22 protein-coding genes are annotated in these 24895 nt (G+C 63.0%); 8 read left to right on the forward strand and 14 right to left on the reverse strand.

Features of this window, described 5'->3' with window-relative positions; genetic code table 11:
- Position 1 precedes the first annotated feature (1 nt).
- The 9 genes from AC0ZT5_RS13260 to AC0ZT5_RS13300 all read right to left on the reverse strand — a co-directional run bounded on the left by AC0ZT5_RS13260 (position 2) and on the right by AC0ZT5_RS13300 (position 10794).
- Positions 2–427 (reverse strand): proton-translocating transhydrogenase family protein, encoded by a 426-nt coding sequence (locus tag AC0ZT5_RS13260; RefSeq protein WP_091581083.1) that lies wholly within the window; start codon positions 425–427, stop codon positions 2–4.
- Positions 427–1710 (reverse strand): Re/Si-specific NAD(P)(+) transhydrogenase subunit alpha, encoded by a 1284-nt coding sequence (locus tag AC0ZT5_RS13265; RefSeq protein ID WP_488496793.1) that lies wholly within the window; start codon positions 1708–1710, stop codon positions 427–429. Before AC0ZT5_RS13265 ends, AC0ZT5_RS13260 begins: the two co-directional genes overlap by 1 nt.
- A gap of 85 nt (positions 1711–1795) precedes the next feature.
- On the reverse strand, positions 1796–2020 hold the full coding sequence (locus AC0ZT5_RS13270; RefSeq protein WP_095082965.1) for an aa3-type cytochrome c oxidase subunit IV: 225 nt from the start codon (positions 2018–2020) through the stop codon (positions 1796–1798).
- A gap of 276 nt (positions 2021–2296) precedes the next feature.
- A complete protein-coding gene (locus AC0ZT5_RS13275; protein WP_019862764.1) occupies positions 2297–2446 on the reverse strand; it encodes a DUF3096 domain-containing protein in 150 nt (49 codons plus the stop codon).
- A 114-nt stretch (positions 2447–2560) separates the two neighbouring features.
- Positions 2561–3268, reverse strand: a complete 708-nt coding sequence (locus AC0ZT5_RS13280; protein WP_477225572.1) for an N-acyl amino acid synthase FeeM domain-containing protein — start codon at positions 3266–3268, stop codon at positions 2561–2563.
- Between the two features lie 248 nt (positions 3269–3516).
- Positions 3517–5832 carry a putative bifunctional diguanylate cyclase/phosphodiesterase gene (locus tag AC0ZT5_RS13285; RefSeq protein WP_488496794.1) on the reverse strand — a complete coding sequence of 772 codons (2316 nt, stop codon included), beginning with the start codon at positions 5830–5832 and terminating at the stop codon, positions 3517–3519.
- Between the two features lie 141 nt (positions 5833–5973).
- Entirely contained in the window at positions 5974–9453 is a 3480-nt protein-coding gene (locus tag AC0ZT5_RS13290) for an indolepyruvate ferredoxin oxidoreductase family protein (RefSeq protein WP_488496795.1), read from the reverse strand.
- A gap of 200 nt (positions 9454–9653) precedes the next feature.
- A complete protein-coding gene (locus tag AC0ZT5_RS13295) occupies positions 9654–10190 on the reverse strand; it encodes a hypothetical protein (RefSeq protein WP_488496796.1) in 537 nt (178 codons plus the stop codon).
- Complete coding sequence (locus AC0ZT5_RS13300; RefSeq protein ID WP_488496797.1) at positions 10183–10794, reverse strand: CGNR zinc finger domain-containing protein; 612 nt, start codon at positions 10792–10794, stop codon at positions 10183–10185. Before AC0ZT5_RS13300 ends, AC0ZT5_RS13295 begins: the two co-directional genes overlap by 8 nt.
- 142 nt (positions 10795–10936) lie before the next feature.
- On the opposite strand from AC0ZT5_RS13300, the gene AC0ZT5_RS13305 reads away from it, so the two are divergent.
- The 4 genes from AC0ZT5_RS13305 (at position 10937) to AC0ZT5_RS13320 (ending at position 15434) form a co-directional block, all read left to right on the forward strand.
- Positions 10937–11842, forward strand: coding sequence for a branched-chain amino acid ABC transporter permease (locus tag AC0ZT5_RS13305; protein WP_477281590.1), 906 nt, complete (start codon positions 10937–10939; stop codon positions 11840–11842).
- Positions 11843–12029: 187 nt separating this feature from the next.
- A complete protein-coding gene (locus AC0ZT5_RS13310) occupies positions 12030–12614 on the forward strand; it encodes a TRAP transporter small permease subunit (RefSeq protein WP_488496798.1) in 585 nt (194 codons plus the stop codon).
- The gene (locus AC0ZT5_RS13315) at positions 12611–14386 is read left to right on the forward strand and encodes a TRAP transporter large permease (RefSeq protein WP_488496799.1); all 1776 of its coding nucleotides are present in this window, start codon (positions 12611–12613) and stop codon (positions 14384–14386) included. The genes AC0ZT5_RS13310 and AC0ZT5_RS13315 overlap by 4 nt, the downstream gene beginning before the upstream one ends.
- 19 nt (positions 14387–14405) lie before the next feature.
- Positions 14406–15434 (forward strand): zinc-dependent alcohol dehydrogenase family protein, encoded by a 1029-nt coding sequence (locus AC0ZT5_RS13320; RefSeq protein WP_488496877.1) that lies wholly within the window; start codon positions 14406–14408, stop codon positions 15432–15434.
- A gap of 134 nt (positions 15435–15568) precedes the next feature.
- Here the strand turns inward: AC0ZT5_RS13320 and AC0ZT5_RS13325 are convergent, their stop codons facing one another.
- Positions 15569–16405 (reverse strand): AraC family transcriptional regulator, encoded by an 837-nt coding sequence (locus tag AC0ZT5_RS13325; protein ID WP_488496800.1) that lies wholly within the window; start codon positions 16403–16405, stop codon positions 15569–15571.
- 625 nt (positions 16406–17030) lie between these two features.
- Here AC0ZT5_RS13325 and AC0ZT5_RS13330 point away from each other — a divergent pair.
- From AC0ZT5_RS13330 to AC0ZT5_RS13340, 3 genes are all read left to right on the forward strand, one after another.
- Positions 17031–18536: an arylsulfatase B gene (locus tag AC0ZT5_RS13330; RefSeq protein ID WP_488496801.1), complete on the forward strand. Its 1506-nt coding sequence runs from the start codon at positions 17031–17033 to the stop codon at positions 18534–18536.
- 128 nt (positions 18537–18664) lie between these two features.
- The gene (locus tag AC0ZT5_RS13335) at positions 18665–19573 is read left to right on the forward strand and encodes a formylglycine-generating enzyme family protein (protein WP_488496802.1); all 909 of its coding nucleotides are present in this window, start codon (positions 18665–18667) and stop codon (positions 19571–19573) included.
- A gap of 128 nt (positions 19574–19701) precedes the next feature.
- Entirely contained in the window at positions 19702–20076 is a 375-nt protein-coding gene (locus AC0ZT5_RS13340; RefSeq protein ID WP_488496803.1) for a VOC family protein, read from the forward strand.
- Between the two features lie 66 nt (positions 20077–20142).
- Here AC0ZT5_RS13340 and AC0ZT5_RS13345 read toward each other — a convergent pair whose 3' ends face one another.
- Positions 20143–21252 (reverse strand): TRAP transporter substrate-binding protein, encoded by a 1110-nt coding sequence (locus AC0ZT5_RS13345; protein ID WP_477412385.1) that lies wholly within the window; start codon positions 21250–21252, stop codon positions 20143–20145.
- Positions 21253–21516: 264 nt separating this feature from the next.
- Here AC0ZT5_RS13345 and AC0ZT5_RS13350 point away from each other — a divergent pair, with 264 nt between their 5' ends.
- Positions 21517–22290: a gamma-glutamyl-gamma-aminobutyrate hydrolase family protein gene (locus AC0ZT5_RS13350; protein WP_488496878.1), complete on the forward strand. Its 774-nt coding sequence runs from the start codon at positions 21517–21519 to the stop codon at positions 22288–22290.
- Here AC0ZT5_RS13350 and AC0ZT5_RS13355 read toward each other — a convergent pair whose 3' ends face one another.
- From AC0ZT5_RS13355 to AC0ZT5_RS13365, 3 genes are all read right to left on the reverse strand, one after another.
- The gene (locus AC0ZT5_RS13355; RefSeq protein ID WP_488496804.1) at positions 22291–22689 is read right to left on the reverse strand and encodes a hypothetical protein; all 399 of its coding nucleotides are present in this window, start codon (positions 22687–22689) and stop codon (positions 22291–22293) included.
- Positions 22690–22793: 104 nt separating this feature from the next.
- The gene (locus AC0ZT5_RS13360) at positions 22794–23792 is read right to left on the reverse strand and encodes a 2-hydroxyacid dehydrogenase (protein ID WP_488496805.1); all 999 of its coding nucleotides are present in this window, start codon (positions 23790–23792) and stop codon (positions 22794–22796) included.
- Positions 23789–24811, reverse strand: a complete 1023-nt coding sequence (locus tag AC0ZT5_RS13365; RefSeq protein WP_184873355.1) for a LacI family DNA-binding transcriptional regulator — start codon at positions 24809–24811, stop codon at positions 23789–23791. The genes AC0ZT5_RS13360 and AC0ZT5_RS13365 overlap by 4 nt, the downstream gene beginning before the upstream one ends.
- Between the last annotated feature and the right edge of the window lie 84 nt (positions 24812–24895).

Genomic DNA, 24895 nt, shown 5'->3' on the forward strand with positions numbered 1-24895 from the left:
TCTACTTGTCCTTCTTCTTGTACATGGCCAGCATGCGCTGGGTGACGAGGAAGCCGCCGAAGATGTTGACCGAGACCAGCATCAGCGCGACGAAGCCGAAGCCGGCGGCAATGCCGGAGGCGGCGATGCCGACGGCAAGCAGCGCTCCGACGACAATGACCGACGAGATGGCGTTGGTGACGGCCATCAGCGGCGTGTGCAAAGCGGGGGTCACCGACCAGACGACGTAGTAGCCGACGAAGATCGCCAGCACGAAGATGGCGAAGCGGAAGACAAAGGGATCGATGGCACCACCGGATAGGGCGTGCGCGGCATCACCCGCCGCTTCAGCACCGCCGGGCGCGGTCGCCATGTTCTGTACCGCCAGCCGAACGGCGGCGGAGGCCTGGTCGAGCTGGTCGAGGGCTTTCTGCAGGGTCTGATCCATCACGCAATGCCTTTCGACTTCGACGAGGGCGACTTGGGTGCGGCCGGTTTCTTGGGCGCGGCCTTCTTTGCAGCAGCGGGTTTGGCCGAAGCGTCGGCGACCATGGTGGTGGCTGGGATCGCGGCGGGTTCGACATGAGGCTGCTGGTCGGCCTTGGCGAAGGCCGGATGAACGACCTTGCCGCCATCGGTCAGCATCGTTGCCTTGACCAGATCGTCATCGCGGTTGATCGCAAGCGCCTTGGTGGTCTTGTCGACCAGCGTCTCGAGGAAAGCGAACAGATTCTTGGCATAGAGCAGCGAGGCGGATGCGGCGACGCGGCCCGGCACATTGAGATGGCCAACGATCTTGACGTTGTTGGCCGTGGTGACGACCTTGCCGGCCTCAGCGCCCTCGACATTGCCGCCGCGCTCGACCGCCAGATCGACGAGCACCGAGCCCGGCTTCATCGAGGCGACCATGGCCGCCGACACCAGCTTCGGCGCCGGCCGACCGGGAATCAACGCCGTGGTGATGACGATGTCCTGCTTGGCGATGTGCTCGGCCGTGAGCGCCGCCTGCTTGGCCTGATACTCCTTCGACATTTCCTTGGCGTAGCCGCCAGCCGTCTCGGCCGCCTTGAATTCGTCATCCTCGACCGCGAGGAATTTTGCGCCGAGCGAGGCGACCTGTTCCTTGGCGGCGGGGCGCACGTCGGTGGCGGTGACGACCGCACCGAGGCGACGCGCGGTGGCGATCGCCTGCAGGCCGGCGACGCCGACGCCCATGATGAAGACCTTCGCCGCCGGCACCGTGCCCGCCGCCGTCATCATCATCGGCAAGGCGCGATCATATTCCGAAGCGCCGTCGATGACCGCCTGATAGCCGGCGAGATTGGCCTGCGAGGACAGCACATCCATCGACTGGGCGCGGGTGATGCGCGGCATGAACTCCATCGAGAAGGCGGTGACACCGGCTTTGGCCAGGGCCGCGACGGCGGCGTCATTGCCATAGGGATCCATGATGGCGATGACAGCCGTACCGGGCTTGTAGCCCTTCAGCTCGGTATCCGTCGGCCGGCGGACCTTCAGCACCACATTGGCCTTGGCGACATCGCCAGCCTTGCCGATGGCGGCACCGGCCTTGGCGAATTCCTCGTCGGGGATGCGCGACCTCGCGCCGGCACCGGTCTCGACGACAACATCGAAGCCAAGCCCCGCCAGCCGTTTCACCGTGTCGGGCGAAGCCGCTACGCGCGGCTCGTTGGCATCGAGTTCACGAGGGATGAAAACCGTCTGTCCCACCGCATGATCCTTTCGGCCGGAAGCTGTTTCCCGCAAGACGCCGACCGGCCTCGCGGCGGCGCCGTGGACAAGGTGTCGGAAAAATCTATCGGAGGATAAAGGCGCCGGCGGCCAGAATCAGAATGAACAGGATGGTCGCCGAAAAGAAGCCGCCCGCAAAGAAGCCGAAAGCCATCGCCAGCAGTATGGCGCCGCAAAAGAGCGATCCGTATTTGGCCAGCATGAGAAAGCCCGCATAGGTGCGGTCATGCTCGGCATAGTCCATCTTCGCGCCCAGTTCGACAGGACCGGTCGGCGTGTGATCAGCCATAGCAATACCCCTTCGAAGACATCTTTCAGGCACATAGCGAAAAGCCGGGCCGAGAGCAATGGCGCTATTGCCGCATCGCAGCCGACAACTGCCTCAAAGGAAAATTGAAGCCGGCTCCCCTAACCCGACCACAGGCGGCACCGGCGACCCTGTCAGGGGAACTGAACGCGCTGTGATAATTTCACATTTTCGGCGACATCAGCCATCTCACGCAGGAAGATGCGCCCGAGGCGATCGTCGCCGCGACGCTGCGTTCTTCGCCGGCTGACGGACGCTTCAGCCGGCAAGATGGGGGAAAAGCCCGAGCAGACCGACGACGATCAGATAGAGCGCGACAATGTAGTTCAACAGCCGAGGCATGATGAGAATCAGCACGCCGGCGATCAGCGAGATGAGCGGCGTGAGCGCGAGCTGCGAGATGTGCATGTCGGGTTCCTTCAAAGACTTCGCGGCGATGCCCGGGGCGCGGCAGCGCCCTTGACGTCATCCAGAACGCGGAAGTGGCCGGAAAGCTCCAGGCGCTTGGCGAAAATCGCGGCCTCAGGCGGCTTCGCGATAATATTTCGCTGTCGGCACGATGGACAAGGGTGTCAGTCGGTTGATGGCCGGATTGGCAAACATCAGCCGCTGTTCGGTCGGCGTCGACCTGAAGAATGGGAACCGTTCGAGTGTCAGGCGCATGTTTTCGCCGGCAGGGATTTCGAACAGTGCGATCGGAGTAAGAACGCCGGGAAACTCTTTGCCCTCAGTCCTCTGCACGGCATTGAAGTAACGGGCATAAAAATTGGAATGCTCGATCTTGACCGGCGTAAGCACCGAGTCCTGGCCAAAGTAGCGCGAGGCCACCATGGCAAGCCTGAGTGTCAAAAAAGGCAGCACTCCGGGCGCCGGCGCGCTGTCGGGATCGGTTGCGAACCGGGTTCCGTCGATGAAGGTTTCTCCGCGGGCAAGTCGCTCGATCAGTATTTCCGGATAGGCATCGACGGAGGGCGAATACGGGTGCTCGCTGGAAATGTAATGGAAGCGGATCGTGCTGACCAATTCGCCATAGCAATAGACACCGAACCGGTAGGAATTGGGCAGATTGTCCCAGCGATCCTCGAACATACCGCTGGCGATCGGACCGCACATGCCTGAGCGCAGGTAGGATTTATAGCGAAGTCGATAGATCGCCTCCAGATCCTCGCCTCCTGTAATAAGGCGATAATCGACATGCTCCAGCAGTTGCATGATCGATCGGTTCAACACCGAATCCCCAGCCGTGCTGACCCCGCCAGACGCACTCCCTACAGCCCGTGCAGCATCCATTGTCTGTCCTCGAAAATTCCGCCTGCGGATAGGCTATTCGAGCTGAAATGAGACACAAGCTGAAATTCCGATATTGTTGATTTACCTTCTGTTAACGTTAACGGACGGACGTCCGTTTGAAAATGTCTACTGATGATTAACTCGCGTGAGGAGGAGGCCGCCAAGAGCCAACTTCGAAAAGCAGGATACTAACTGGCTGTCCGCTTGCCGGTGAGGCGCAGGTCAGCGACGAATGGCCAGGTGGCACTCGACATCGTCTCGATACCCGACGCACTAAGTGCGGCGCCGAAGAGGAAGCCTTGCACGAGATCCGGTTTGACCTGCAAGGCCAGGATCTTGAGCTGCTCGAAGGTCTCTACACCTTCGACGGTCACGGAAAGTCCGAGCGGCCGTGACAAATTGACAATGCCCTTGAGCAGTTCGAGCGAGCGGCTGTTCTGAGTGACGTCTATCAGGAACGAACGGTCGATCTTGATCTTGTCGAGCGGCAGCTTGTGCAGGTAGCTCAGGCTCGAATAGCCGGTGCCGAAGTCGTCGAGCGCAATGCGCACGCCAAGCTGCTTCAGCTCCTCGATGTACTGGCGCGTCAGCGACTTGTCGTCGAGCAGCGCCGTTTCGGTGACCTCGATCTCCAGCCGACCGGCGGCGAGGCTGGAGCTGATCAACGCGTCACGAACCTTCTGGACGACGTCGCGGCTGCGGAAATCCTTGGCGGAGAGATTGACCGAGACGCTCGTCTGGTCCGGCCATTTGGCGCATTCGGTGCAGGCCGCCTGCAGCACGAAGGTGCTGATCTCGGAAATGATGCCCATTTCCTCGGCCAGCGGGATGAAGATGCTGGGCGAGATCGGCCCGAGATCTGGATGATCCCAGCGGCACAGCGCCTCGCAGCTGGCGATACGCATGGTGTTCATCGCCACGATCGGCTGATAGACCACCCGCAGGGCCTTGCTTTCTACGGCGGTGCGCAGATCCGCCTTCATCAGCTGACGGTTGCGGAAGGCGGCATCCATCGAGGCCTCGAACAGCCGCCAGCTGTTCTTGCCGAGTTCCTTGGCCTTGTAGAGCGCCAGGTCCGCCTTGACGATCATGGCGTCGACATCGGTATCCTTGACCCGCGACAGCACCGCGCCGCCGCTGGCCTGGATACGCAGCCCGTGACCGGCGACGTCGACCTCCCCCTGCAGGCCGGCGAAAATCTCGTCGAGCTGGCCGGTCAGATGGCTCTCGTCCTCGACGCGGTCGAAGAAGATCATGAATTCGTCGCCGCCGAAACGGCTGACCGTGATGCCTTGCCCGGCAATGGCGGCAAGCCGCTCGGCGACGGCGTAGATCAACCCGTCGCCGATCGGGTGCCCAAGCGTGTCGTTGACGCTCTTGAAATCGTCGAGGTCGAGCACTGCCAGCCCGCAGAGACGGTCGCCGTCGCCGGACGCCATGGCCTCGCCGACCAGTTCGTGGAAATAGGCCCGGTTGGGCAGGCCGGTGAGGTTGTCGTAGCGGGCCATGAAGCGGATCTTGTCTTCCGCCTCGACACGGGCGGTGACGTCCTCGAAGGTAATGACGCCCAACTCCTGGCTGCCCTCGCGAGCCGAGAATTCATAGTGCTGGCCGTTGGCGAGCGAAACCAGCACCTTGCGGTCGCGGCCTTCGCGCAGGGCGCGCGTCAGCTGGGCCTCGATATAGCGGCAATCCTTCGGCGCCAGCATGCCGCCGGCGACACCGCGCATCAACAGACCGTGGATCGACCGCCCGAGCAGCGCATCCGGTGACTTGAGCGACATCAGATGCGCGGCCTCGGCATTGGCCACCGCCACGCGGCCGTTCGGGCCGAGCATGACAAGGCCGTGCGACATGGTGTTGAGGGCGCGATCGAACCTGAGGGCGAGCTTCCTCGCTTCCTTGTGGCCAATGACGGCCGAGAAAAGCACGTTGCGGACGTGATCGGCGCTGTTGATGGTGATGAAAGTCAACGGGATGATCATCAACCCGAGAACGACCGAAGGGATATCCATGCGCAGCAAGAGTGCAAGTGCCGCCGGGCCAATGAAGGTCACGGAAAAAATCCGCACCATGCGCGGAGATCCGTAGTTCCGGCCAACAACCGTGACCAGGGTAGCAATGGCCAGCGACGTCGCGGCCAGTTCGGCAAAGGGATCTGGATACACATAGATCGAAATGAAGCATAGCGCGCCCAACCCGAGGCCCTGCAGGCTGCCCTTGAGGATGTAGTTGCGCTCCCACCGCTGCGCCTCGTCGACATTGGCTATGACAGCGCCCGCCTTGCGGAAGGCGCGAATGCCGAAGTAGCGGAAGAGGCTGATGGACAGTAGAGTAAAAGAGAAAGCCAGGAACAACGGATTATGCGTGCGAAAGTAGATCATGAATCCGAGGATCCAGTAGCACACGCCGCCAATCACCAGCATGTGGGCGTTGTCGAACAACGACCGCACAAACTGGATATAAACATCCGGTGGGATGTTTTCGGTCTTTGTCCTGCCCATATCGTCGGCCCAACGCTAAGCCCTGTCATGCCACGTCCGCCTTAAGAAAGGCTTAGAACAGTGGTTTCGGCTCGGTTGCCGAGGGCGCGCAGATGCAGGATCGGCTGGGAAACTGGGCTTCAGGTAAACAAGGCGTATCGATCATTCGGCAGCCTGAAGTTTCGGCCGTGCCGGCGTGTTCGACAGACGTTCGAGCAGCCTTTGGCGTTCGCCGGCGGCCCTTTCTGCGCTGGCCTGGCGGACGTGGCCATAGCCGCGAATGAGAGCCGGCACCGAGGCAAGGGCAATTGCCGCATCGACCCCGGCCGGCGCCAGCGATCTGGCGACGAGGTCCAGATCCGCCTCGTACTGCGCAAGAAGCTGCCGCTCCCTGCGCCGCTCGGCGGTGTAGCCGAACAGGTCGAAGGCGGTGCCGCGCACGCCTTTCATCGCCGCCAGCAGGCGAAAACCCTTCATCATCCAGGGGCCGAAGCTCGATTTCCTCGGTGTGCCGTCATTGCCGCGGCGGCCCATGATCGGCGGGGCGAGATGGAATTCGAGTTTCTCGTAACTCTGGAACTGCTTGCCCAATTCGGCGGCAAAGGAGCCATCGGTGTAGAGCCGCGCCACCTCGTACTCGTCCTTGATGGCCATCAGCTTGAACAGGTTCCTGGCGGCAGCCTCCGACACCGCGGTCGAACCGGGCACGGCCTTGGCTTCGGCCGCGCGCAGGACGGCGATCCTTTCGGCATAACGCCTGCCGTAGGCGGCATTCTGGTAGGCGGTCAGGAAAGCGACGCGGCGGGCAATGATGTCATCCAGCGTCTCGGCGATCGCGGCGGCCTGTCCGGTCTTGCCCGGCTGGGCGACGAGGTCTCGCACGAAATCCGGCTGATGGGCGGCACGGCGGCCCCAGCGGAAGGCGGCGATGTTCATCGCCACGGCTTCGCCATTGAGCTCGATCGCCTTCTCGACAGCCTCGGCCGACAGCGGCAAGCCGCCGTGCTGGAAGGCAAAGCCGAGCATGAACATGTTGGCGCCGAGCGAATTGCCGAACAGCGCGGTGGCGGTGCGCGTGGCGTCGAAGAAATGCGCCTTGCCGTCGCCGGCGGCGGCGCGGATCGCCTTCTTCAGGCGCTCGACCGGCAATGAGAAATCGGCCGACCGGGCGAATTCGCCGGGCATGATCTCGGCGGTGTTGGCGAGAAAGATGGTGTGGCCCTCGCGCACCGCCGTCAGCACCTTCTTGGCGCCAGACACAACGAGATCGCAGCCAAGCACGAGATCGGCCTTGCCGGCCGAGACGCGGATGGCGTGGATATCGTCAGGGGTGCGGGCGATGCGGACATGGGTGAACACCGAGCCGCCTTTCTGGGCGAGGCCGGCCATGTCGATCATGCCGCAGCCCTTGTCCTCGAGATGGGCCGCCATGCCGAGCACCGCACCGACGGTGACGACGCCGGTGCCGCCGACGCCGTCGATGATCGCCGCCCAGCCCTGCTCGCCAAGCGGAAATTCGGCGGGCGTCGGCACGCCGTCGAGCGGGTCGGCCTTGCCGGCCGTCCCCTCGGCCTTGCGGATCTTGGCGCCGTGCACGGTGACGAAGGACGGGCAAAAGCCGTTGACGCAGGAGAAATCCTTGTTGCAGCTCGACTGGTCGATCCTGCGCTTGCGGCCGAATTCGGTCTCGACCGGCTGGATCGAAACGCAGTTCGATTGCACGCCGCAATCGCCGCAGCCTTCACAGACCAGTTCGTTGATGAAGACCCGCTTGTCGGGATCGGGAAAGGTGCCGCGCTTGCGGCGGCGGCGCTTTTCGGCCGCGCAGGTCTGGTCGTAGAGCAGCACCGACACGCCTTTGACGCCGCGCAGCTCGCGCTGGACGAGATCGAGGTCGTCGCGATGATGGATGGTGGCGCCGGCTGGGAATTCGACCTTGCCGGCATATTTGTCCGGCTCGTCGGTGACGATGGCGATGCGGTCGATCCCTTCGGCTCGCACTTGCCTGGCGATCATGTCGACGGTCAGGCCGCCTTCGTGCGGCTGGCCGCCGGTCATGGCGACGGCGTCGTTGTAGAGGATCTTGTAGGTGATGTTGGCGTCGGTCGATAGTGCGAAGCGGATCGCCAGCGTGCCGGAATGGTTGTAGGTGCCGTCGCCGAGATTCTGGAAGATATGGTCGCGCTTCGAGAACGGCGCCTGGCCGACCCATTGCGCACCCTCGCCGCCCATCGCGGTGAAGCCGAGGGTGTTGCGGTCCATCCACAATGCCATGAAGTGGCAACCGATGCCGGCCGCGGCGATCGAGCCGTCCGGTACCTTGGTCGAGGAATTGTGCGGGCAGCCGGAACAGAAGAACGGCGTGCGCGAGCCGATGTCGGTGGCATCCGCAAGCATCGCCTGGAACTGGCGCAGCTTTGCCACCCGCGCCGAAATCTCTTCCGACGGACCGATCGTCCGCACGATCCTCTCGCCAAGCGCGATGGCGATCTCGTTGGGGTCGAGCGCTCCCTTGGCCGGAAACAACCAGTCGCCACGCTCGTCCTTCTTGCCGACAATGACCGGCTGCGAGGCGGTGCCGTAAAGACTTTCGCGCAATTGCACCTCGATCAGCGAGCGCTTCTCCTCGACGACGACGATGGTGTCGAGGCCGCGGGCGAAGTCGGCGATATGCTGCAGGTCGAGCGGCCAGGGGCAGCCGACCTTGAACAGCCGCACGCCGATGCGGTTGGCGGCCGCCTCGTCGATGCCGATGTCCTCCAGTGCCTGGCGGACATCGAGATAGCTCTTGCCCAGCGTGATGATGCCGAGCTTCGGGTTGCGGCCGCCCGAATAGACGATGCGGTTCAGCCCGTTGGCATGGATAAAGGCGGAGGCAGCGGCGCGCTTGTATTCATGCAGCCGCTCCTCCTGGCCGAGCATGTCGATCTCGTGGCGGATGTTGAGACCGCCGGGCGGCATGTCGAAATCGGGCACGACGATGTTCAGCCGTTCGAGCGAGGCATCGACCGAGGCCGTCGATTCGATGTTGTCCTTGACGCATTTGATCGCCGCCCAGGTGCCGGCAAAGCGCGACATGGCAAAGCCGTATAGGCCGTAATCGATGATCTCCTGGACGCCGGCCGGGTTGAGGATCGGCACCATGGTGTCGACGAACAGGAATTCGGTGGCGTGCGCGTTGGTCGATGATTCGGCCATGTGGTCGTCGCCCATCAGGGCGAGCACACCGCCATGTTTGGACGAGCCGGCGAGATTGGCGTGGCGGAACACATCTCCCGAACGATCCACGCCCGGCCCCTTGCCGTACCAGACCGAAAAGACGCCATCATGGGTGCCCTCGCCCAGCAGTTCCGCCTGCTGCGATCCCCAGCAAGCGGTGGCGGCAAGCTCCTCGTTAAGGCCGGGCTGGAAGACAATATCGGCCTGGGCGAGCTGCTTCTTGGCCTTCCACAACTGCATATCGAGGCCGCCGAGCGGCGAGCCGCGATAGCCGGAAACGAAGCCCGCCGTGTTGAGGCCGGCGCGGCGGTCGCGCTCGCGCTGCATCAGAAGCATGCGGATGACCGCCTGCGCACCGGACAGGAAGATGCGCTCCTTTGCGAGGTCGAACTTGTCGTCGAGCGCGACATCATGCAGCGTCATCAGGCATTTCCTCTGCGGAGGCCGCGTGGGAGCAGGCAGCCAACGTTCGGAGTCGGATGACGCATCCTTTCTCCCCTTGCAAGGCAGGTCAAACAAAATCGAAGGTACCAGGCGACGCGCAACGAACGGTCCGCGGCGATCCCGAATCGGGTGCAAAACCGATCCACGGACGCTGCCTAGCGCACTAAAATTTCTGCGCGTCAGATGCCTTTCGAGCAATCCGGCTTCGGTTCGCCCGGCAACTTGCCATCGGGATGGCCGACGAGATCGGGATTGGCCGTGTAGAGCTGATCGATGACCAGCGGCCGGTCGGGCAGCACCGACTGGTCCTCCGTCGACATCAAGGTGGTGTCGATCTTCTGCAGGATCGCGCCATCGGCGCCCTTGATGCTGATGACAATCGCATAGGGCTTGTTTTTGACGACGCAGGTCAGGGCCGGGCTCTCAAGTGTCACCTTGTCGAGCTTCGGCCAGACCTTCTGCTCGACCACCAAAGGCGCGCCGCCGGCGGGATCCTGGAAGCTGGCGACCGCCACCTGGCCGTCTCCCATCGGCTGCAGCGGCCGCAGCGTGACGACATAGGTCGCCCTGGCGAGACGGTAGTTGAAGACGAATATCTTGCCGGAAATCTCGAACAGCTTGCCTTCGTCGTTGCCGGTATCGCGGCAGGCACCGAGCGCAACGGCGGCAATCAGAGCAGCGCCGACGACGATCGAGCGGGAAAGACTTCTAAGCATCCTTGACCTCATTGGCCGCCATGCGGCGGCGACGATAGTGACGACTTGCCTTCTGACGGTTGCCGCATACCGCCATATCGCACCAAAGACGGCTGGAATTGCGGCTTCTGTCGACGAACAGCCAGGTGCAGTTGGGACAGATCCTCAGCCTTGCGACGGTGTCGTCGCGCAGCAGCGACAGGGCGGAAACCGCCAGCGCCGCCTCGAAGGCGATCGGCGTCACGGGGTCGCCGAACGGCCTTCCCGGCGCCCCGATTTCGGTCTGGCTGCCAGCCAACCCCTCGGCGCAGGCGCTCAGAAACCCCGGCAGATCGGCGGTGGCAACCGTGCCTTTCGAGACCGCGCCACGAAAAAGCCGGTCCGTCGCCTCGCGGATCGACAGTACGACGGGCGCGATCGCCACGGACGACGATACGGCCAGTTGTCGGTCGCCCAGCTCGGCGGCGCGAAAGCGGCTCGCCGCATCGGCAAAGCGGGCGATCTCGGCCGGATCATCGAAGCGGTCGAACGTTCTCTCCGGATCGCCGCGCAGCACGACGGTGTTCGTCGTGTCGAGCGCAAGCAGGCCGCCGGTGAAGCGGTGCGGGGTCCAGGATACCGTCATGCTCGAAATCTAACCTATAAATCGCATTTGACAAGTTAGATTCAGAGATGCAACCTCTGTAGGGATGCGGTTCCCCGCAGCCTTTTTGAACATGTCGTCGTCACGTCAGTTGCTTCTGGACGGCATGATCCGAGGGTTTTGCATGCTCTATTTCTTCCAGCAGGTGCTGAACGGGCTGCATTCGGGAGCGCTATACGCGCTGCTGGCCTTCGGCTACGTGCTGACTAACGGCATCCTGCACCGCACCAATCTTGCCTATGGCGCGCTGTTTGCCTTTTGCGGCCAGACGATGATCCTCACCGCGGCCTTCGGCTATCAGGTGCTGTGGCTGACGCTGCTGGCTGCTGTGGCCCTCGGCGTCTTCGCGGCTTTCCTCTATGCCGCGCTGGTCAGCTACGTGCTGTCGCGCAGCGTCTTCGAACCGTTGGCCGACCGCTCGCCCAATGCAATCGTGGTGACGACGCTCGGCATCCTGCTTTTGTTGTCCGAGGCAAGCCGCATCGCCGCCGACACCCATGATCTGTGGCTGCCGCCGATGCTGGCGCAGCCCGTCATTTTCGCGCAGGACGCAACCTTCAAGGCAACGCTGACGCTCATCCAGCTCATCGACTGCACGGTGGTGCTTGTGGCAATCGTGCTGGCTGCGTGGGCATTCGCCCGCTCGAGCTTCGGCCGGCGCTGGCGCGCCGTCTCCGACGACCCAAAGGCGGCCGCCATGTGCGGTGTCGACGTGCGCGCGGTGTTCCGGCATGCCGTGCTGTTCGGCGGTTTCTGCGCCGCGCTGGCCGGCGTCATGGCCGGCCTCTATTACGGCAATGTCAGTTTCGGCTCGGGTCTCGTCTACGGCTTGAAGATCCTGTTCGTGACCGCGGTCGGCGGCTATCTCTCGCCGCCGCGCGCGGCGCTCGGAGCGGCCGCGTTCGGCATGGCCGAATCGCTGTGGGCCGGCTATTTCCCGGTCGAATGGCGCGACGCCTGGATGTATCTGTTCCTGGTCGCCATGCTGGTGCTGATCGGCGCCGGCCGCGACACCAGCAAGATCGCCTGAAACCATCAGACTTTGGTTGCATGACGCCGGGGCAAATCGCCAATATCCGGACCTGCCCTCCGTTGCGATGACGTTTGCTGCCTCCATCCTTGTTGACCGGTCCGGCCACGCGCGGCATACCGTTGGACCACGCGGCGTGACGGACCTTAGGGGGAAGCCGGCACGCCTCCGGCACAGGGAGGAATGCATGGCAGGGCTTCTCGCTCTATCCAGGACCATTGATCGCGTGAACGAATTCATCGGCAAATGGGTGTCGTGGCTGATCCTGCTGGCGATCCTGGTCAGCGCCGCCAACGCCATCATCCGCAAGATCTTCGACATATCCTCGAACGCCTGGCTCGAGCTGCAGTGGTATCTGTTCGGCGCCGCCTTCATGCTGGCTGCCGCCTATACGCTGAAGCAGAACGAACATATCCGCATCGACATCGTCTACGGCATGTTTTCGCGCCGCGTGCAGCACTGGATAGACCTGCTCGGCCACATCCTCTTCCTGATGCCGTTCGTGACGCTGATGGTGATCTATTTCGTTCCCTATGTGTCGCTGTCGTTTCGAAGCGGCGAGATGTCCAACAACTCCGGCGGACTGATCATCTGGCCGGCCAAGGCCATCCTGCTGGTCGGCTTTTTCCTGCTCGCTCTGCAGGGCATCTCCGAGATCATCAAGAAGATCGCCATCATGCGCAGCGACATGGACGACCCCAATCCGTTCATATCGGCACATGAGCAGGCCGAACTCGAGGCCAAGGCGCTGGCCGACGAGGTGCGCTCATGATGGAGTTGATCGCCCAGAACATGGCGCCGATCATGTTCGCTTCGCTGATCATCTTCCTGCTGATCGGCTACCCCGTCGCCTTTTCGCTGGCCGCCAACGGCTTGATGTTCTTCTTCATCGGTGTGCTTCTCTCGCCCTATTCCGGTGGATCGATCAATCTCGCCTGGCCGCTTCTGCACGCCCTGCCGGATAATTTCTACGGCAGCCGGGTGATGTCGAACGATACGCTGCTTGCCATTCCGTTCTTCACCTTCATGGGCATCGTGCTCGAGCGATCGGGCATGGCCGAAGACCTGCTCGACACGATCGGCCAGCTGTTCGGACCAATCCGCGGCGGACTTGCCTACGCTGTGATTTTCGTCGGTGCACTGCTGGCGGCAACCACCGGTGTGGTGGCGGCGTCCGTCATCGCCATGGGCCTGATCTCGCTGCCGATCATGCTGCGCTACGGCTATGACCGCAGGCTGGCATCCGGTGTCATCGCGGCATCCGGCACGCTCGCCCAGATCATCCCGCCGTCGCTGGTGCTGATCGTGCTGGCCGACCAGCTCGGCCGCTCGGTCGGCGACATGTATGCGGGCGCGCTGATCCCGGGCCTGGTGCTGACCGGCCTTTACGCGCTCTACATCCTGATCATGTCGATCGTCCGGCCGGCGTCGGTGCCGGCACTGCCGTTGGAGGCCCGCACGCTCGGCCACGGCGTTCTGTCGCTGCTGGCGGCATTGCTGGTCACGTTGGCGGTTTCCTACGCGGCGTATCGCTATCTCGCGCCGGCGCATGGCGACAATGCCGACATTCTCGGCGCCACTGCCGGCGTCCTTTTCATCTACGTCGTGGCAATTGCCGACAAACGCCTGAACTTCAACATGATGTCCAGGCTGGCGCAGCAGGTGATCATCGTGCTGATTCCGCCACTGGCGCTGATCTTCCTGGTGCTCGGCACCATCTTCCTTGGCATCGCCACCCCAACGGAGGGCGGCGCCATGGGTTCTGTCGGCGCCTTGATCATGGCGGCGGCAAAGGGGCGGCTGTCGCTGGACGTGGTCAAGCAGGCCCTGACCTCGACGACGCGGCTGTCGTCCTTCGTTCTGTTCATCCTGATCGGCGCGCGGGTGTTCTCGCTCACCTTCTACGGCGTCAACGGCCACATCTGGGTCGAGCACCTGCTGACCTCGCTGCCAGGTGGCGAAGTCGGCTTCCTGATCGGCGTCAACATGCTGGTCTTCTTCCTGGCGTTCTTCCTCGACTTCTTCGAACTCGCCTTCATCATCGTGCCACTGCTGGCGCCGGCCGCAGACAAGCTCGGCATCGACCTGATCTGGTTCGGCGTGCTTCTGGGCGTCAACATGCAGACCAGCTTCATGCATCCGCCCTTCGGCTTCGCGCTGTTCTACCTGCGCTCGGTCGCCGCGCGCGTGCCCTATCTCGACCGCATCACCGGCAAACAGATCGCACCCGTCACCACCGGGCAGATCTACTGGGGCGCGGTGCCCTTCGTCTGCATCCAGGTGATCATGATCGGGCTGACCATCGCCTTCCCGCAGATGGTGATGCATTACAAGGGCACGGTGGTCGATCCCGGCACGATCGACTACAAGGTGCCGGAAGTCCCCGGCCTGTCGCCGCTTGGCACACCGCCGGCCGACGGCGGCACCGCGCCGGCCGCTCCTGCCGCCCCCGATCTGTCGCAACCTCCGAGTTTCGGCGACACGCCGCCGGCCAAACCGGCGGCGCCGCAGCCGGACCTGTCGCAACCGCCAAGCTTCAACTGAACCCGGCATGGCCAGGATCATGAAAGCGGTGCGGCTGGAAGCGGTGGGCAGCATCGCGCTGCGCGACGTCGACAAGCCCGACATCGGGCCGGATGAGCTTCTGGTGCGCGTTGAAGCCTGCGGCGTCTGCGGCACGGACCGGCATCTGTTCCACGGCGAATTCCCGTGCACGCCACCGGTGACGCCCGGGCATGAATTCTCCGGCATCGTCGAGGCGATCGGAGAATCCGTCTCCGGCTTTGCCGTCGGCGACCGCGTCACCGGCGACCCCAACATCGCCTGCGGGCGTTGCGCGCACTGTCATGCCGGGCGGGTCAACCTCTGCAGCAACTTGCGCGCCATCGGCATTCATCGCGATGGCGGCTTTGCCGAATACCTTGCCTTGCCGCAGAAGCAGGCCTTCATCCTGCCTGCCGACCTGAAGCCGACGCATGGTGCCTTCTGCGAACCGCTCGGCTGTTGCCTGCATGGCGTGGACCTGGCCGAAATCAGGCCAGGCAGTTCGGTGGCCGTGCTTGGCGGCGGCGTGATCGGCCTGCTCACCGTGCAGCTGGCGCGTCTGGCCGGTGCCACGACCATCATCTTGTCGACCAGGCAAGCCTCGCGGCGCGCGCTCGCCGAGGATCTCGGGGCCACGGCGACGGTCGATCCGACCGCCGCCGACGTCATCGACGGCGTCGCCGGGCCAACGGGCCTGGCGCCAGGCGGTGTCGACGTCGTCTTCGAATGCGCGGGCGTGCGGGAGACCGTCGAGCAGTCGATGCGGCTGGCCCGCGCCGGCGGCACGGTCGTCATCGTCGGCGTGACGCCGCAAGGCATGAAAGCGGAATTCGAGCCCTTCGACCTGCTGTTCCGGGAACTGAAAGTGCTCGGCTCCTTCCTCAATCCCTACACGCATCGCCGCGCCGCCGAACTCATTGCATCGGGCACAATCGAGATCGACCGGCTGATCTCCAGGCAAGTGGACCTCGAAGACGCGGCAGCGGTGATCGCCAATCCGCCGGCGCCCGGCGAGGTCAAGGTGCTGGTGGTGCCGCACGCGGGCTGAGCTGCACTCGGTGCTGATCCATCGACGAACCGCTGCCGCTGGTGCACGGATCGTCTATCCAGCCGGTGGCCTCGAGCGGCCGTTCACGATCTGTCGGCACGCAAGAATGTTCCTTTGGGGGACTCGCCGAAGAGTTAGCAATAGCTCGTCGCGAAACGACCGAGATGGGTGATCCCGACGTCCATCGCAATCCTTGTGACGCTTAAACCTTTCACACGCGCGGTCATCAGTTGCCGTCTGGCTTCATTGAGGCGGAGCACGTTGATGAATTCCAACGGACTTACGCTGAAGATAGCGCGAAAAGCGTACTCCAGCTGCCGGCGGCTCACGCCGACTTCCCTGCACAGCCGAATAATCGGAATTTCTTCCCGAATGTGGGCGCGAATGAAATCCTCAGCCGTCCAGGCATGGCGGAGATGCCTACCTGCAGAACGATCTATTCCGCGGGCACGATCGTCTGCGACGTCACGAGCTTCAGCCAGTGCTGCAAGATATTCAATGAACGCGATGGGAGGGTGCTCCAGTCGAGTCGGATTGTCTGCTGCCGCGAAGCGATCTGCCAGCAACTCGATCTGGCCGCGGATGGCTTGCCCCTCGCTTGCAGAGAGCCGAACGGCGCCGGGGTGGTCGGCTGCCTGCTCGACCATCACCCCCGCGGCAGCCGCCTGGATATCCGCCCAGATCGCGGTCGAAACAACCGCGCCCGCATAGCGGAGGCCGGGCTTGACGGTTGCCGTCACAGTCGTGCCGGCGGGGATTGTCACGATCATGTCGTCTTCGAGCGGAATGCCGTAGATTGTCGATTCGCAAGCGCGCTCGACAGCCAAAACCACCACAGAGCCACGATCGAGCCCGCCACTGGCCCGCAAGGCGCGGTTGAATTCTGCCAACTCAATTGCCCACTTGCCGTGGGACTGGATTTGCCGGATGCGCGAAGGCAAGCCCCCGGCCGAGAGCGTGTCGACCTTCACCAGCATTCCTGAGGCTGCATTGGCAAGCTGGTCTGGGCCAAGCAACACATCCCTGTGAGATGAAGGCCAAGAGGTCAAAAATACGTCCCTTGCGCAAAGTGGATAGCGCGACGGTTGTATTAGGGATAGCTTACTCGCAAATTGCGCGAGATCAATTTGGCGCCAAAATGTTGCCGACGCACGGCTGGTGGGGGACTATGGAGAGACAAGACCTCTTTCGGAAGGCTGCGCCGAGGACATTAAATGCCCTCGCCTGGGGTACGGGACGTTGTGGAGCCGGCCGCCTTCTGGGTGCGGCCGTGACGGTGTTGGCCAGTTTGGCGGTGGTACCGAGCCTTCTCGCTGCGGAAGGCGGCGCGAGCTTCTATCTGCTCGGCTCGCGCGGTCCTATGGCGGGCTTCACCCCACCGTTGGCTACACTTTCAAGGTCGGCAAGCTGCCGATTTCAACCAGGTTGAAATACTTTCACGAGTTCGACGTCGAGAACCGCCTCGAAGGCGCTCGGCCTTTTTGACTGTTGCCTTTCCGCTTTGGGTTGCGGGGAAATGATCGACGGCGAAGACCCAACATGCCGGGGCTATGAGTAGAGTGGCATCATCTGCTTCAACAAGAACAAGGGGGAAAGATGAGTAGTAATCGAAACTTCCCGGCAGAGGCCGGTATCGGCAACAACATCACGCGACGGGACGCGTTGATGGCCGGCACGGCGGCCGTCGTTTCGCGGCTGGCTGCACCGGTCGGCCTCTCGGGCGCGCTCGCTGGCCTTGCCGGCGTTCAGCCGGCGGCGGCCCATCCGGCCCGCCCCAACATCGTCTATATCATATCCGACGACCAAGGTTGGAAGGACGTGGGCTTCCACGGTTCCGACATCAAGACGCCGAACATCGACAAGCTCGCCGCCGAAGGCGCGCGCTTGGAGCAGTTCTATGTCCAGCCGATGTGCACGCCCACCCGCGCGTTGATGACAGGACGCTATCCGTTGCGTTACGGGCTGCAGATGGGCGTTATCCCGTCGGGTGGCAGCTACGGGCTCGCCACTGACGAGTATCTTCTGCCGCAGATGCTCTTGGACGCGGGATACAAGACAGCGATGGTGGGCAAGTGGCATCTGGGTCACGCGAAGACTGAATACTGGCCCCGTCAGCGGGGATTCGATTCCTTCTACGGCGCCCTAGTTGGCGAAATCGATCATTTCAAGCACGCTTCCCATGGCGTGAGGGACTGGTACCGCAACAACAAGCCGCTGAAGGAGCCCGGCTACGATAACGCTCTGTTCGGCATGGAAGCCGCCAAGGTAATCGAAAAACACGATGGCAAGGCGCCACTATTCTTGTATCTCGCATTCACCGCACCGCATTCGCCCTACCAGGCCCCTGAAGAGCACGTCAAAAAATATGCTCATGTCGCCGATGAGCAGCGGCGGCTCTACTCCGCTATGGTTTCAGTCATGGACGAGGAAATCGGCCGGGTTGTTGCCGCGCTCGAGAAGAAGAACATGCGCGACAATACCATCGTCGTCTTTCAGAGCGACAATGGCGGCGTCCGCTCGGCCATGTTCGCGGGCGAATCGAAGGTTGGCGGCAACCTCCCAGCCGACAACGGGCCGTACCGCGATGGCAAGGGAACGCTTTACGAAGGCGGCACCCGCGTCTGCGGCTTGGTGAACTGGCCCGGCAAGGTGAAGGCCGGTGATGTGAACGGCATGATACACGTCTCGGACATGTATCCGACTCTTGCGTCGCTTGCCGGGACGAAACTGACCAAGAACAAGCCGCTCGACGGTATGAATGTCTGGGATACGATCAGCGAAGGCAAACCCTCGCCTCGCACCGAGATGGTCTACAATGTTGACCCGACCGGCGGCGCAGTCCGCGAAGGCGATATGAAGCTTGTATGGTCGGCCGGCGTGTTGGAGCGTGTCGAACTGTTCGACCTTGCCGCCGACAAATCCGAGAGTACCAATCTGGCCGACAAGAGTCCCGATAAGGTCAAGGAATTGAAAGGGAAAATCGTGGATCTCGCCAAACAAATGGCGCCGCCCCTGCTGATGATGGAAGCGATCAAACTGACCTTCGGCGCACCGCCAATCTCGGCCGATCCGTCGTCGTTGTTTAATGAGCTTGGAGACTAGCTGCGTCAGATCAAAGTCCGGAATTCCATGGAACTGAAATCATGAATGACGCGGGCGCGGATGTGCCATCCACAGAGGATTTGGAACGTGTCCGTTCCGTTCCTGGGCGTAGCCCGCCGCTTAAAAATATGGTGCAGGTTCCCGGCGGCGAATTCCTGATGGGCTCGGACCACCACTATCCGGAAGAGGCGCCGGCGCACCGCGTTGTGGTCAACGGCTTCTGGATGGATCGCATGACTGTCACCAATGGTGAATTCAGGCACTTTGTGGAGGCTAGCGGTTACGTCACGCTGGCCGAGCGTCCGGCAAATGCCGCGGACTATCCCGGAGCCAGCGTCGATTCATTGGCGCCGGCTTCAGCCTTGTTCGTCAAGCCTCCGCGCGGCATCGATCGCAGCAATCACTACACTTGGTGGGCCTACGTGCGCGGCGCGAATTGGCGACATCCGCGCGGGCCCGCCAGTAGCCTCAAGGGCCTTGAAACCCATCCTGTCGTGCATATCGCATGCGAGGACGCGCAAGCCTATGCGAACTGGGCCGGAAAGGCGCTGCCGACCGAGGCCGAATGGGAGTTTGCCGCTCGCGGAGGGCTGGATCGAGCCGAGTTCGCATGGGGCGACGAACTAACCCCTGACGGCCAGCATATGGCTAACACGTACCAAGGCGAGTTCCCGTTCCGCAACGATTGCGAGGACGGCTACGAATGGACTGCGCCGGTCGGCTCCTTTCCGGCGAACGGCTATGGGCTCTATGACATGGCCGGCAATGTCTGGCAGTGGACGACTGACTGGTACCAGGAGCACCGCCGCATCGAGAGCCCTTGCTGCACGATGACCAATCCGCGTGGCGGTGAGCGTGAGGCGAGCTACGACCCGCTGACGCCCGACATCAGGATCCCGCGAAAGGTGACCAAGGGCGGGTCTTTCCTGTGCGCTCCCAGCTACTGCCGCCGTTACCGGCCGGCCGCGCGCATGGCGCAGGCGATCGACACTTCGACTTGTCACCTCGGCTTCCGTTGTATAGTGCGCCCAGTGTGATGGCAGTTTTACGTCGTTGGCTGTGAGCGTTCCGAGGTCTTGGCCAGTTTTCCTGATGCCACGGTCACGCCGGTTCACGGTCTGCAGCCAAGCCTGTCCGCGTTTCAACCGGCGACAGGACAAAGACCATGAAACTGAACCATGCCAATCTCATTGCCACCGAAGTCGCGGCTCTTGCCGGCTTCTTCACCAGCCATTTCGGCTTCGAGCTTGTCGCCATGCGCGGCAAGGACGCCTTCGCGGTTTTGCGCGGAACGGACGGCTTCATCCTCAACCTGATGATGCCGGGCAAGGGAGAGGCGGCCCGATATCCCGACGGTTTTCACGTCGGCTTCTTGGTGGGCAAACCGGATATTGTGCACGCAAAGCAGGCCGAGCTTGCCGATGCGGGCCTCGCGCCGGGCGAGGTCCAGGAGCTGACACGCGGCGGCGTCAATTCGACCACCTTCTACTGCCTTGCCCCAGGCGGAATACTGGTCGAAGTCAGTTCCTCGCCAGCCTGAAAAGAAAGACCCCGGGCGAACAAGCCCGGGGTCCTTGAATGAATGCATTGGAGTCGTTTACAGGGCCTACAGCTTGCCGTTGCGCTGCTGGACCATCATGAAAGTGTCGTAATTGTATTCGGCCACCTGCGCCCAGAGATAGTGCTCCTTGCGGAAGCCCTTGATCGATTCCCAAATCTTCTTGAACGGCGCGTTGGAGGCTTCCATTTCGGCATAGACCTCGTTGGCCTTCTCGAAACAGGCGGCCATGATGTCCTGGCTGAATGGGCGCAGCTTCGCACCACCGGCCACCAGCCGCTTCACCGCTGCCGGGTTCAGATAATCGTACTTCTGCAGCATGTTGGCATCGGCAGCCTGGGCGGCGGTGCGCAGCAGCGACTTGTAAGCCGGCGAAAGCTCGTCGTATTTCGCCTTGTTGAACATCAGGTGGACGGTCGGACCGCCTTCCCACCAGCCGGGATAGTAGTAGTAGGGTGCGACCTTGTAGAAGCCGAGCTTCTCGTCGTCATACGGGCCGACCCATTCGGCGGCGTCGATGGTGCCTTTTTCCAGCGCCGGATAGATGTCGCCGCCGGCGATCTGCTGCGGCACGACGCCAAGCTTCTGCACCACCTTGCCGGCAAAGCCGCCGATGCGCATCTTGAGGCCGGAAAGGTCGGCAACCGTGTTGATCTCCTTGCGGAACCATCCACCCATCTGCACGCCGGTGTTGCCGCCCGGCAGGCCGAAAAGGCCCTGCGTGGCGAGAAACTCATTGAACAAGTCGATGCCGCCGCCATGGTAGTGCCAGGCATTCATCCCGCGCGCGTTGAGCGAAAAGGGAACCGCCGCACCGAGCGCCCATGTCGGGTCCTTGCCCCAGTAATAATATGCCACCGTGTGGCAGGCCTCGACCGTGCCGGCCGTGGTGGCGTCGGCGGCCTGCAGGCCGGGCACGAGCTCGCCGGCGGCAAAGACCTGGACCTGGAAGTTGCCATCGGTGGCTTCCGACAGCATCTTGGAGAAGACCTCGGCGCCGCCATAGATGGTGTCGAGCGACTTCGGGAAGGAAGACGCCAGCCGCCACGTCACCTTGGGATTGGACTGGGCTATCGCCGGCGCCGCGAGCGTGGCCGCCGCCGCCGCAGCACCGACGCCGGTAACACCAGCCTTGCGAATGAATGAACGACGATCCATGAAGTTCCTCCCTTTTGGACCAGATAGACCGACGTTCGGGAAATACCTCGATTCCCGTGCCGGTTGGCGCAAAACAATACACAGGCAAGAAGTCGAGTCCAGCGCGGCGGCCCGATTTGACGGCGAAGCCCTGCTGCCTTGCAACTATAGTCTAACAGGCTGTTTCGTGGCCCATGCGACACGTGAAACTTGTCATGGAAAAATGCCGGCGGATCGCCTATTTTGGAGGCAGGATACCCTTTGCAGATGGAACACAGAGCCAAAATGCATCAGCCGCTCGTCGCCATATCGACCGACGTACGTCAGTTCGACAACTACACCTGGCATGCCGCCCCGCAGCAATATCTGGAGGCGGCGATTGCCGGTGCCGGCGTGTTCCCGGTGCTGGTGCCATCGTTCGGCGACAGGCTCGACTTCGATGAACTTCTGTCGTCGGTCGACGGGGTCATGGTGACCGGGTCGAAATCCAATGTGCACCCCTCGCTGTATGGCGGCGACGCCAGCGAAGCCAATGGCCCCTACGACACGGCGCGCGACGCCACAACGCTGCCGCTGATTCGCAGGGCGATAGTGCGCGGCGTACCGCTGCTCGCCATCTGCCGCGGTATCCAGGAGATGAACGTGGCGCTCGGCGGCACGCTGGGCACCGAGATCCAGGAGCGCGAGGGTTCGTTCGACCACCGCGCGCCGGTGAGCGACAATCAGGACGAGCGCTTCGCCATCCACCAGACCATTTCGATCAAGCCGGGCAGCTGCCTGGCCGGCGTGTTCGGTGCCGGCGACATCAAGGTCAACTCGTTGCACCGCCAGGCGATCGACCGGCTCGGCCCGAAACTGCAGATCGAGGCGGTCGCCGGCGACGGCACGGTCGAGGCGGTTTCGGTGCGTGACTCACGCGCCTTCGCCGTCGGCGTGCAATGGCATCCGGAATACTGGGTCAACTCGGACAGCAACTCGGTCAAGATTTTCCGTGCCTTCGGCGATGCCGTGCGGCTGCACGCCACAGCGAAAGCCGGTGCGCGCGCCGCTGCGGAATAATCAGTCCCCCAACCCACCGGTGGCCGCCAGCGACAGCAATGGCGCTGCCGGGGCGTTGGACTCGTAGCCGTCACCGTCAGCAACCGCGAAGGTGACGATCGGATCGACGCCACTGGCGCTGAAGGCGACCGTGCCGTCCTGTTCCTGCTGCCAGAACTTTGCCTGCTCGATGCCGGGCAGGAGCCGGCGGCAGTTCGGCCCCACCGTCAACAGCGACAGGTCATCCGAAACCGCGGCACCGCGCGTGACCGCGCAATTGCCTTGGTCGCCATTGGCCACCAGCCTGTAGCTGTTGGATGGCGCGACCGCATCGGCTGTACTTTCACCGTTGCCGGGATGAAACAGCTGGATGCCGCCAAACAGCGCGGCGGCAGCGATCACCATGGAAAGCGTTTTCATCATCTTCATCCACGCACACGGACAAGATGAAGAATGATTTCAGATGGTTAAACGGACGTTAATAAGTGTGGCAGCGTGCCGTTCCATCCAGACGGAAAGGCGCTTCACACTTTTCCTCGAATTGCTTTGGCCTTCACATTCACAGTCTCCGGTACCGGCGTCAGCGGACGACGTTCTGCGAACCACGAGACCAGATTGTCGACGCACAGATCCGCCATGGCGCGGCGTGTATGGTCCGAGGCCGAGCCGACATGCGGCAACAGCGAGGTGTTCGGTGCATCGAGCAGCGCCTTGGGCACGTTCGGTTCGTCGGCGAAGACATCGAGGCCCGCGGCGGCGATGGTGCCATTGGCGAGCGCTGCCGCCAGCGCTGCCTCGTCGACCGTGCTGCCGCGGCCGATGTTGACGAAGACGCCGTTGGCGCCAAGCGCCGACAGGATTTCGGCATTGACCGCCCTCTCCGTCGAGGCGCCGCCGGGCGCTACCGAAATCAGCGTGTCGACCGCTCCGGCAAGGCCCTTCAGCGTCGGATGGTACTGGTAGCTCACGCCTTCGACCCGGCGCCGGTTGTGGTAGGCGATCGGTAGGCCAAAAGCTTCTAGCCGCCGAGCAATCGCTTGGCCGATGCGGCCCATGCCGAAAATGCCGGCGCGGCGCCCGCGCAAGGTCAGCCGGCTCAGGGGATAGTTGCCCTTGCGCAGCCAGCTGCCGTCACGCAGCCAGGTCTCGGCACGCGGCAGATCGCGGATGGTGTTGATCAGCAGCCCGATCGTGGTGTCGGCAACCTCTTCGGTCAACACGTCGGGTGTGTTGGTGACCATGATGTCTTTGGCAGCCGCATGGCCGACATCGACCGAATCATAGCCGACGCCGAAGGAGGCGATGAGTTCGAGATTGGGCAATGCATCCATCATCGCCGCATTGATGCCGGCGAACGAGGCAATGCCACGCACGTTGCTGCGCATCTCGTCGGTGACCAGCGCCGGATCGGCTCGTTCGATCTTGACTCGCTTGAAGGTGCTGTCGATGCGCTTGATGGCATGATCGTTGAAATCGCCCGGCACCAGAATGCCGACGGTCTGCAATTGCTCGGCCTTGGTCATGCACGCTCCACCGGCTTGCCGGTCGACTGGCGCACATGCAGTTCCGGCTTGATCAGTTCCTGCGACGGCCGCACCGTCTGCCCGTTCAACTTGTCCAGCAGCGCGCTGGCGGCGCGGCGTCCAACCTCGCGCTGGCCGTTCCAGACGGTGGTCAGCGCAGGCGTCGCAATCGCCGCCTCTTCTAGATCGTCATAGCCGGTGACCGAGATGTCGACGCCCGGCACCAGCCCGGCACGCGCGATGCCGTTCATCAGGCCGATGGCGACAAGGTCGTTCCAGCAGCAGGCGGCCGTCGGCTTGTCCTTGAGCGCCAGGAACTGCCCGGCGGCCTCGAAGCCGGCCTGCTTGGTGCGCGGGCCGGCGATGCGCCAGGACGGCCTGACCTCAAGCCCGGCCGCCTCCATGGCGTTGACATAGCCCTGGTAGCGATCGCGGCCGGTCGAGGTCTGGTCGGTGCCGCCGATCATGGCGATGCGCTTGTGGCCGAGCGAGATCAGATGGTTGGTGGCGAGCCCGGTGCCATAGGCATCGTCGCCGCGAAAGACCGGCACGTCGGCGCCCTCGACCGTGCGGGCGATCAGCACCGCCGGCAGGCCGTTCTCCTCGGCCATCAGGATGTCGGAAGCCGGCGTGCCGATGGCCGGCGACATGATGACCCCGTCGGCACCGAGCTGCAGCAGCGTATCGATGAAGGTGCGCTGCTTCTCGAGTTGGTCATAGTGGTTGGACAGGATGAAGGTCTGGCGGCTGCGGTCGAGCTCGCTTTCGATAGAGCGCAGGATCTCGGCGAAGAACGGGTTCATGATGTCGTGGACGACGACACCGACAATGCCCGAACGCGAGGTGCGCAGGCTGGCGGCGCGCCGGTTGTAGATATAGCCGATGGCGCGGGCATGTTCCTTGATGCGGTCGCGGGTGGTGCCGGCGACCAGCGGGCTGTCGCGTAGCGCCAGTGACACCGTGGCCGTGGACACGCCGAGCGCATCCGCGATCGTCGAAAGCTTGATTTTCTGTGCCAGCGACCTGTGCTCCCCGACCGGCTTCAGTCCTTATGCACGTCGTTGTCCCGAAACCGGTTCCCACTTTTGGGCGACATGCATTAA

This window comes from Mesorhizobium sp. CNPSo 4670, from assembly GCF_057784235.1.

Bases quoted from the DNA above. Each gene is read 5' to 3' on its own strand.
- AC0ZT5_RS13260 (WP_091581083.1), bottom strand. From the start codon at position 427: ATGGATCAGACCCTGCAGAAAGCCCTCGACCAGCTCGACCAGGCCTCC.
- AC0ZT5_RS13270 (WP_095082965.1), bottom strand. From the start codon at position 2,020: ATGGCTGATCACACGCCGACCGGTCCTGTCGAACTGGGCGCGAAGATG.
- AC0ZT5_RS13275 (WP_019862764.1), bottom strand. From the start codon at position 2,446: ATGCACATCTCGCAGCTCGCGCTCACGCCGCTCATCTCGCTGATCGCC.
- AC0ZT5_RS13285 (WP_488496794.1), bottom strand. From the start codon at position 5,832: ATGGGCAGGACAAAGACCGAAAACATCCCACCGGATGTTTATATCCAG.
- AC0ZT5_RS13290 (WP_488496795.1), bottom strand. From the start codon at position 9,453: ATGACGCTGCATGATGTCGCGCTCGACGACAAGTTCGACCTCGCAAAG.
- AC0ZT5_RS13295 (WP_488496796.1), bottom strand. From the start codon at position 10,190: ATGCTTAGAAGTCTTTCCCGCTCGATCGTCGTCGGCGCTGCTCTGATT.
- AC0ZT5_RS13300 (WP_488496797.1), bottom strand. From the start codon at position 10,794: ATGACGGTATCCTGGACCCCGCACCGCTTCACCGGCGGCCTGCTTGCG.
- AC0ZT5_RS13305 (WP_477281590.1), top strand. From the start codon at position 10,937: ATGCTCTATTTCTTCCAGCAGGTGCTGAACGGGCTGCATTCGGGAGCG.
- AC0ZT5_RS13310 (WP_488496798.1), top strand. From the start codon at position 12,030: ATGGCAGGGCTTCTCGCTCTATCCAGGACCATTGATCGCGTGAACGAA.
- AC0ZT5_RS13315 (WP_488496799.1), top strand. From the start codon at position 12,611: ATGATGGAGTTGATCGCCCAGAACATGGCGCCGATCATGTTCGCTTCG.
- AC0ZT5_RS13320 (WP_488496877.1), top strand. From the start codon at position 14,406: ATGAAAGCGGTGCGGCTGGAAGCGGTGGGCAGCATCGCGCTGCGCGAC.
- AC0ZT5_RS13330 (WP_488496801.1), top strand. From the start codon at position 17,031: ATGAGTAGTAATCGAAACTTCCCGGCAGAGGCCGGTATCGGCAACAAC.
- AC0ZT5_RS13335 (WP_488496802.1), top strand. From the start codon at position 18,665: ATGGTGCAGGTTCCCGGCGGCGAATTCCTGATGGGCTCGGACCACCAC.
- AC0ZT5_RS13340 (WP_488496803.1), top strand. From the start codon at position 19,702: ATGAAACTGAACCATGCCAATCTCATTGCCACCGAAGTCGCGGCTCTT.
- AC0ZT5_RS13345 (WP_477412385.1), bottom strand. From the start codon at position 21,252: ATGGATCGTCGTTCATTCATTCGCAAGGCTGGTGTTACCGGCGTCGGT.
- AC0ZT5_RS13350 (WP_488496878.1), top strand. From the start codon at position 21,517: ATGCATCAGCCGCTCGTCGCCATATCGACCGACGTACGTCAGTTCGAC.
- AC0ZT5_RS13355 (WP_488496804.1), bottom strand. From the start codon at position 22,689: ATGAAAACGCTTTCCATGGTGATCGCTGCCGCCGCGCTGTTTGGCGGC.
- AC0ZT5_RS13360 (WP_488496805.1), bottom strand. From the start codon at position 23,792: ATGACCAAGGCCGAGCAATTGCAGACCGTCGGCATTCTGGTGCCGGGC.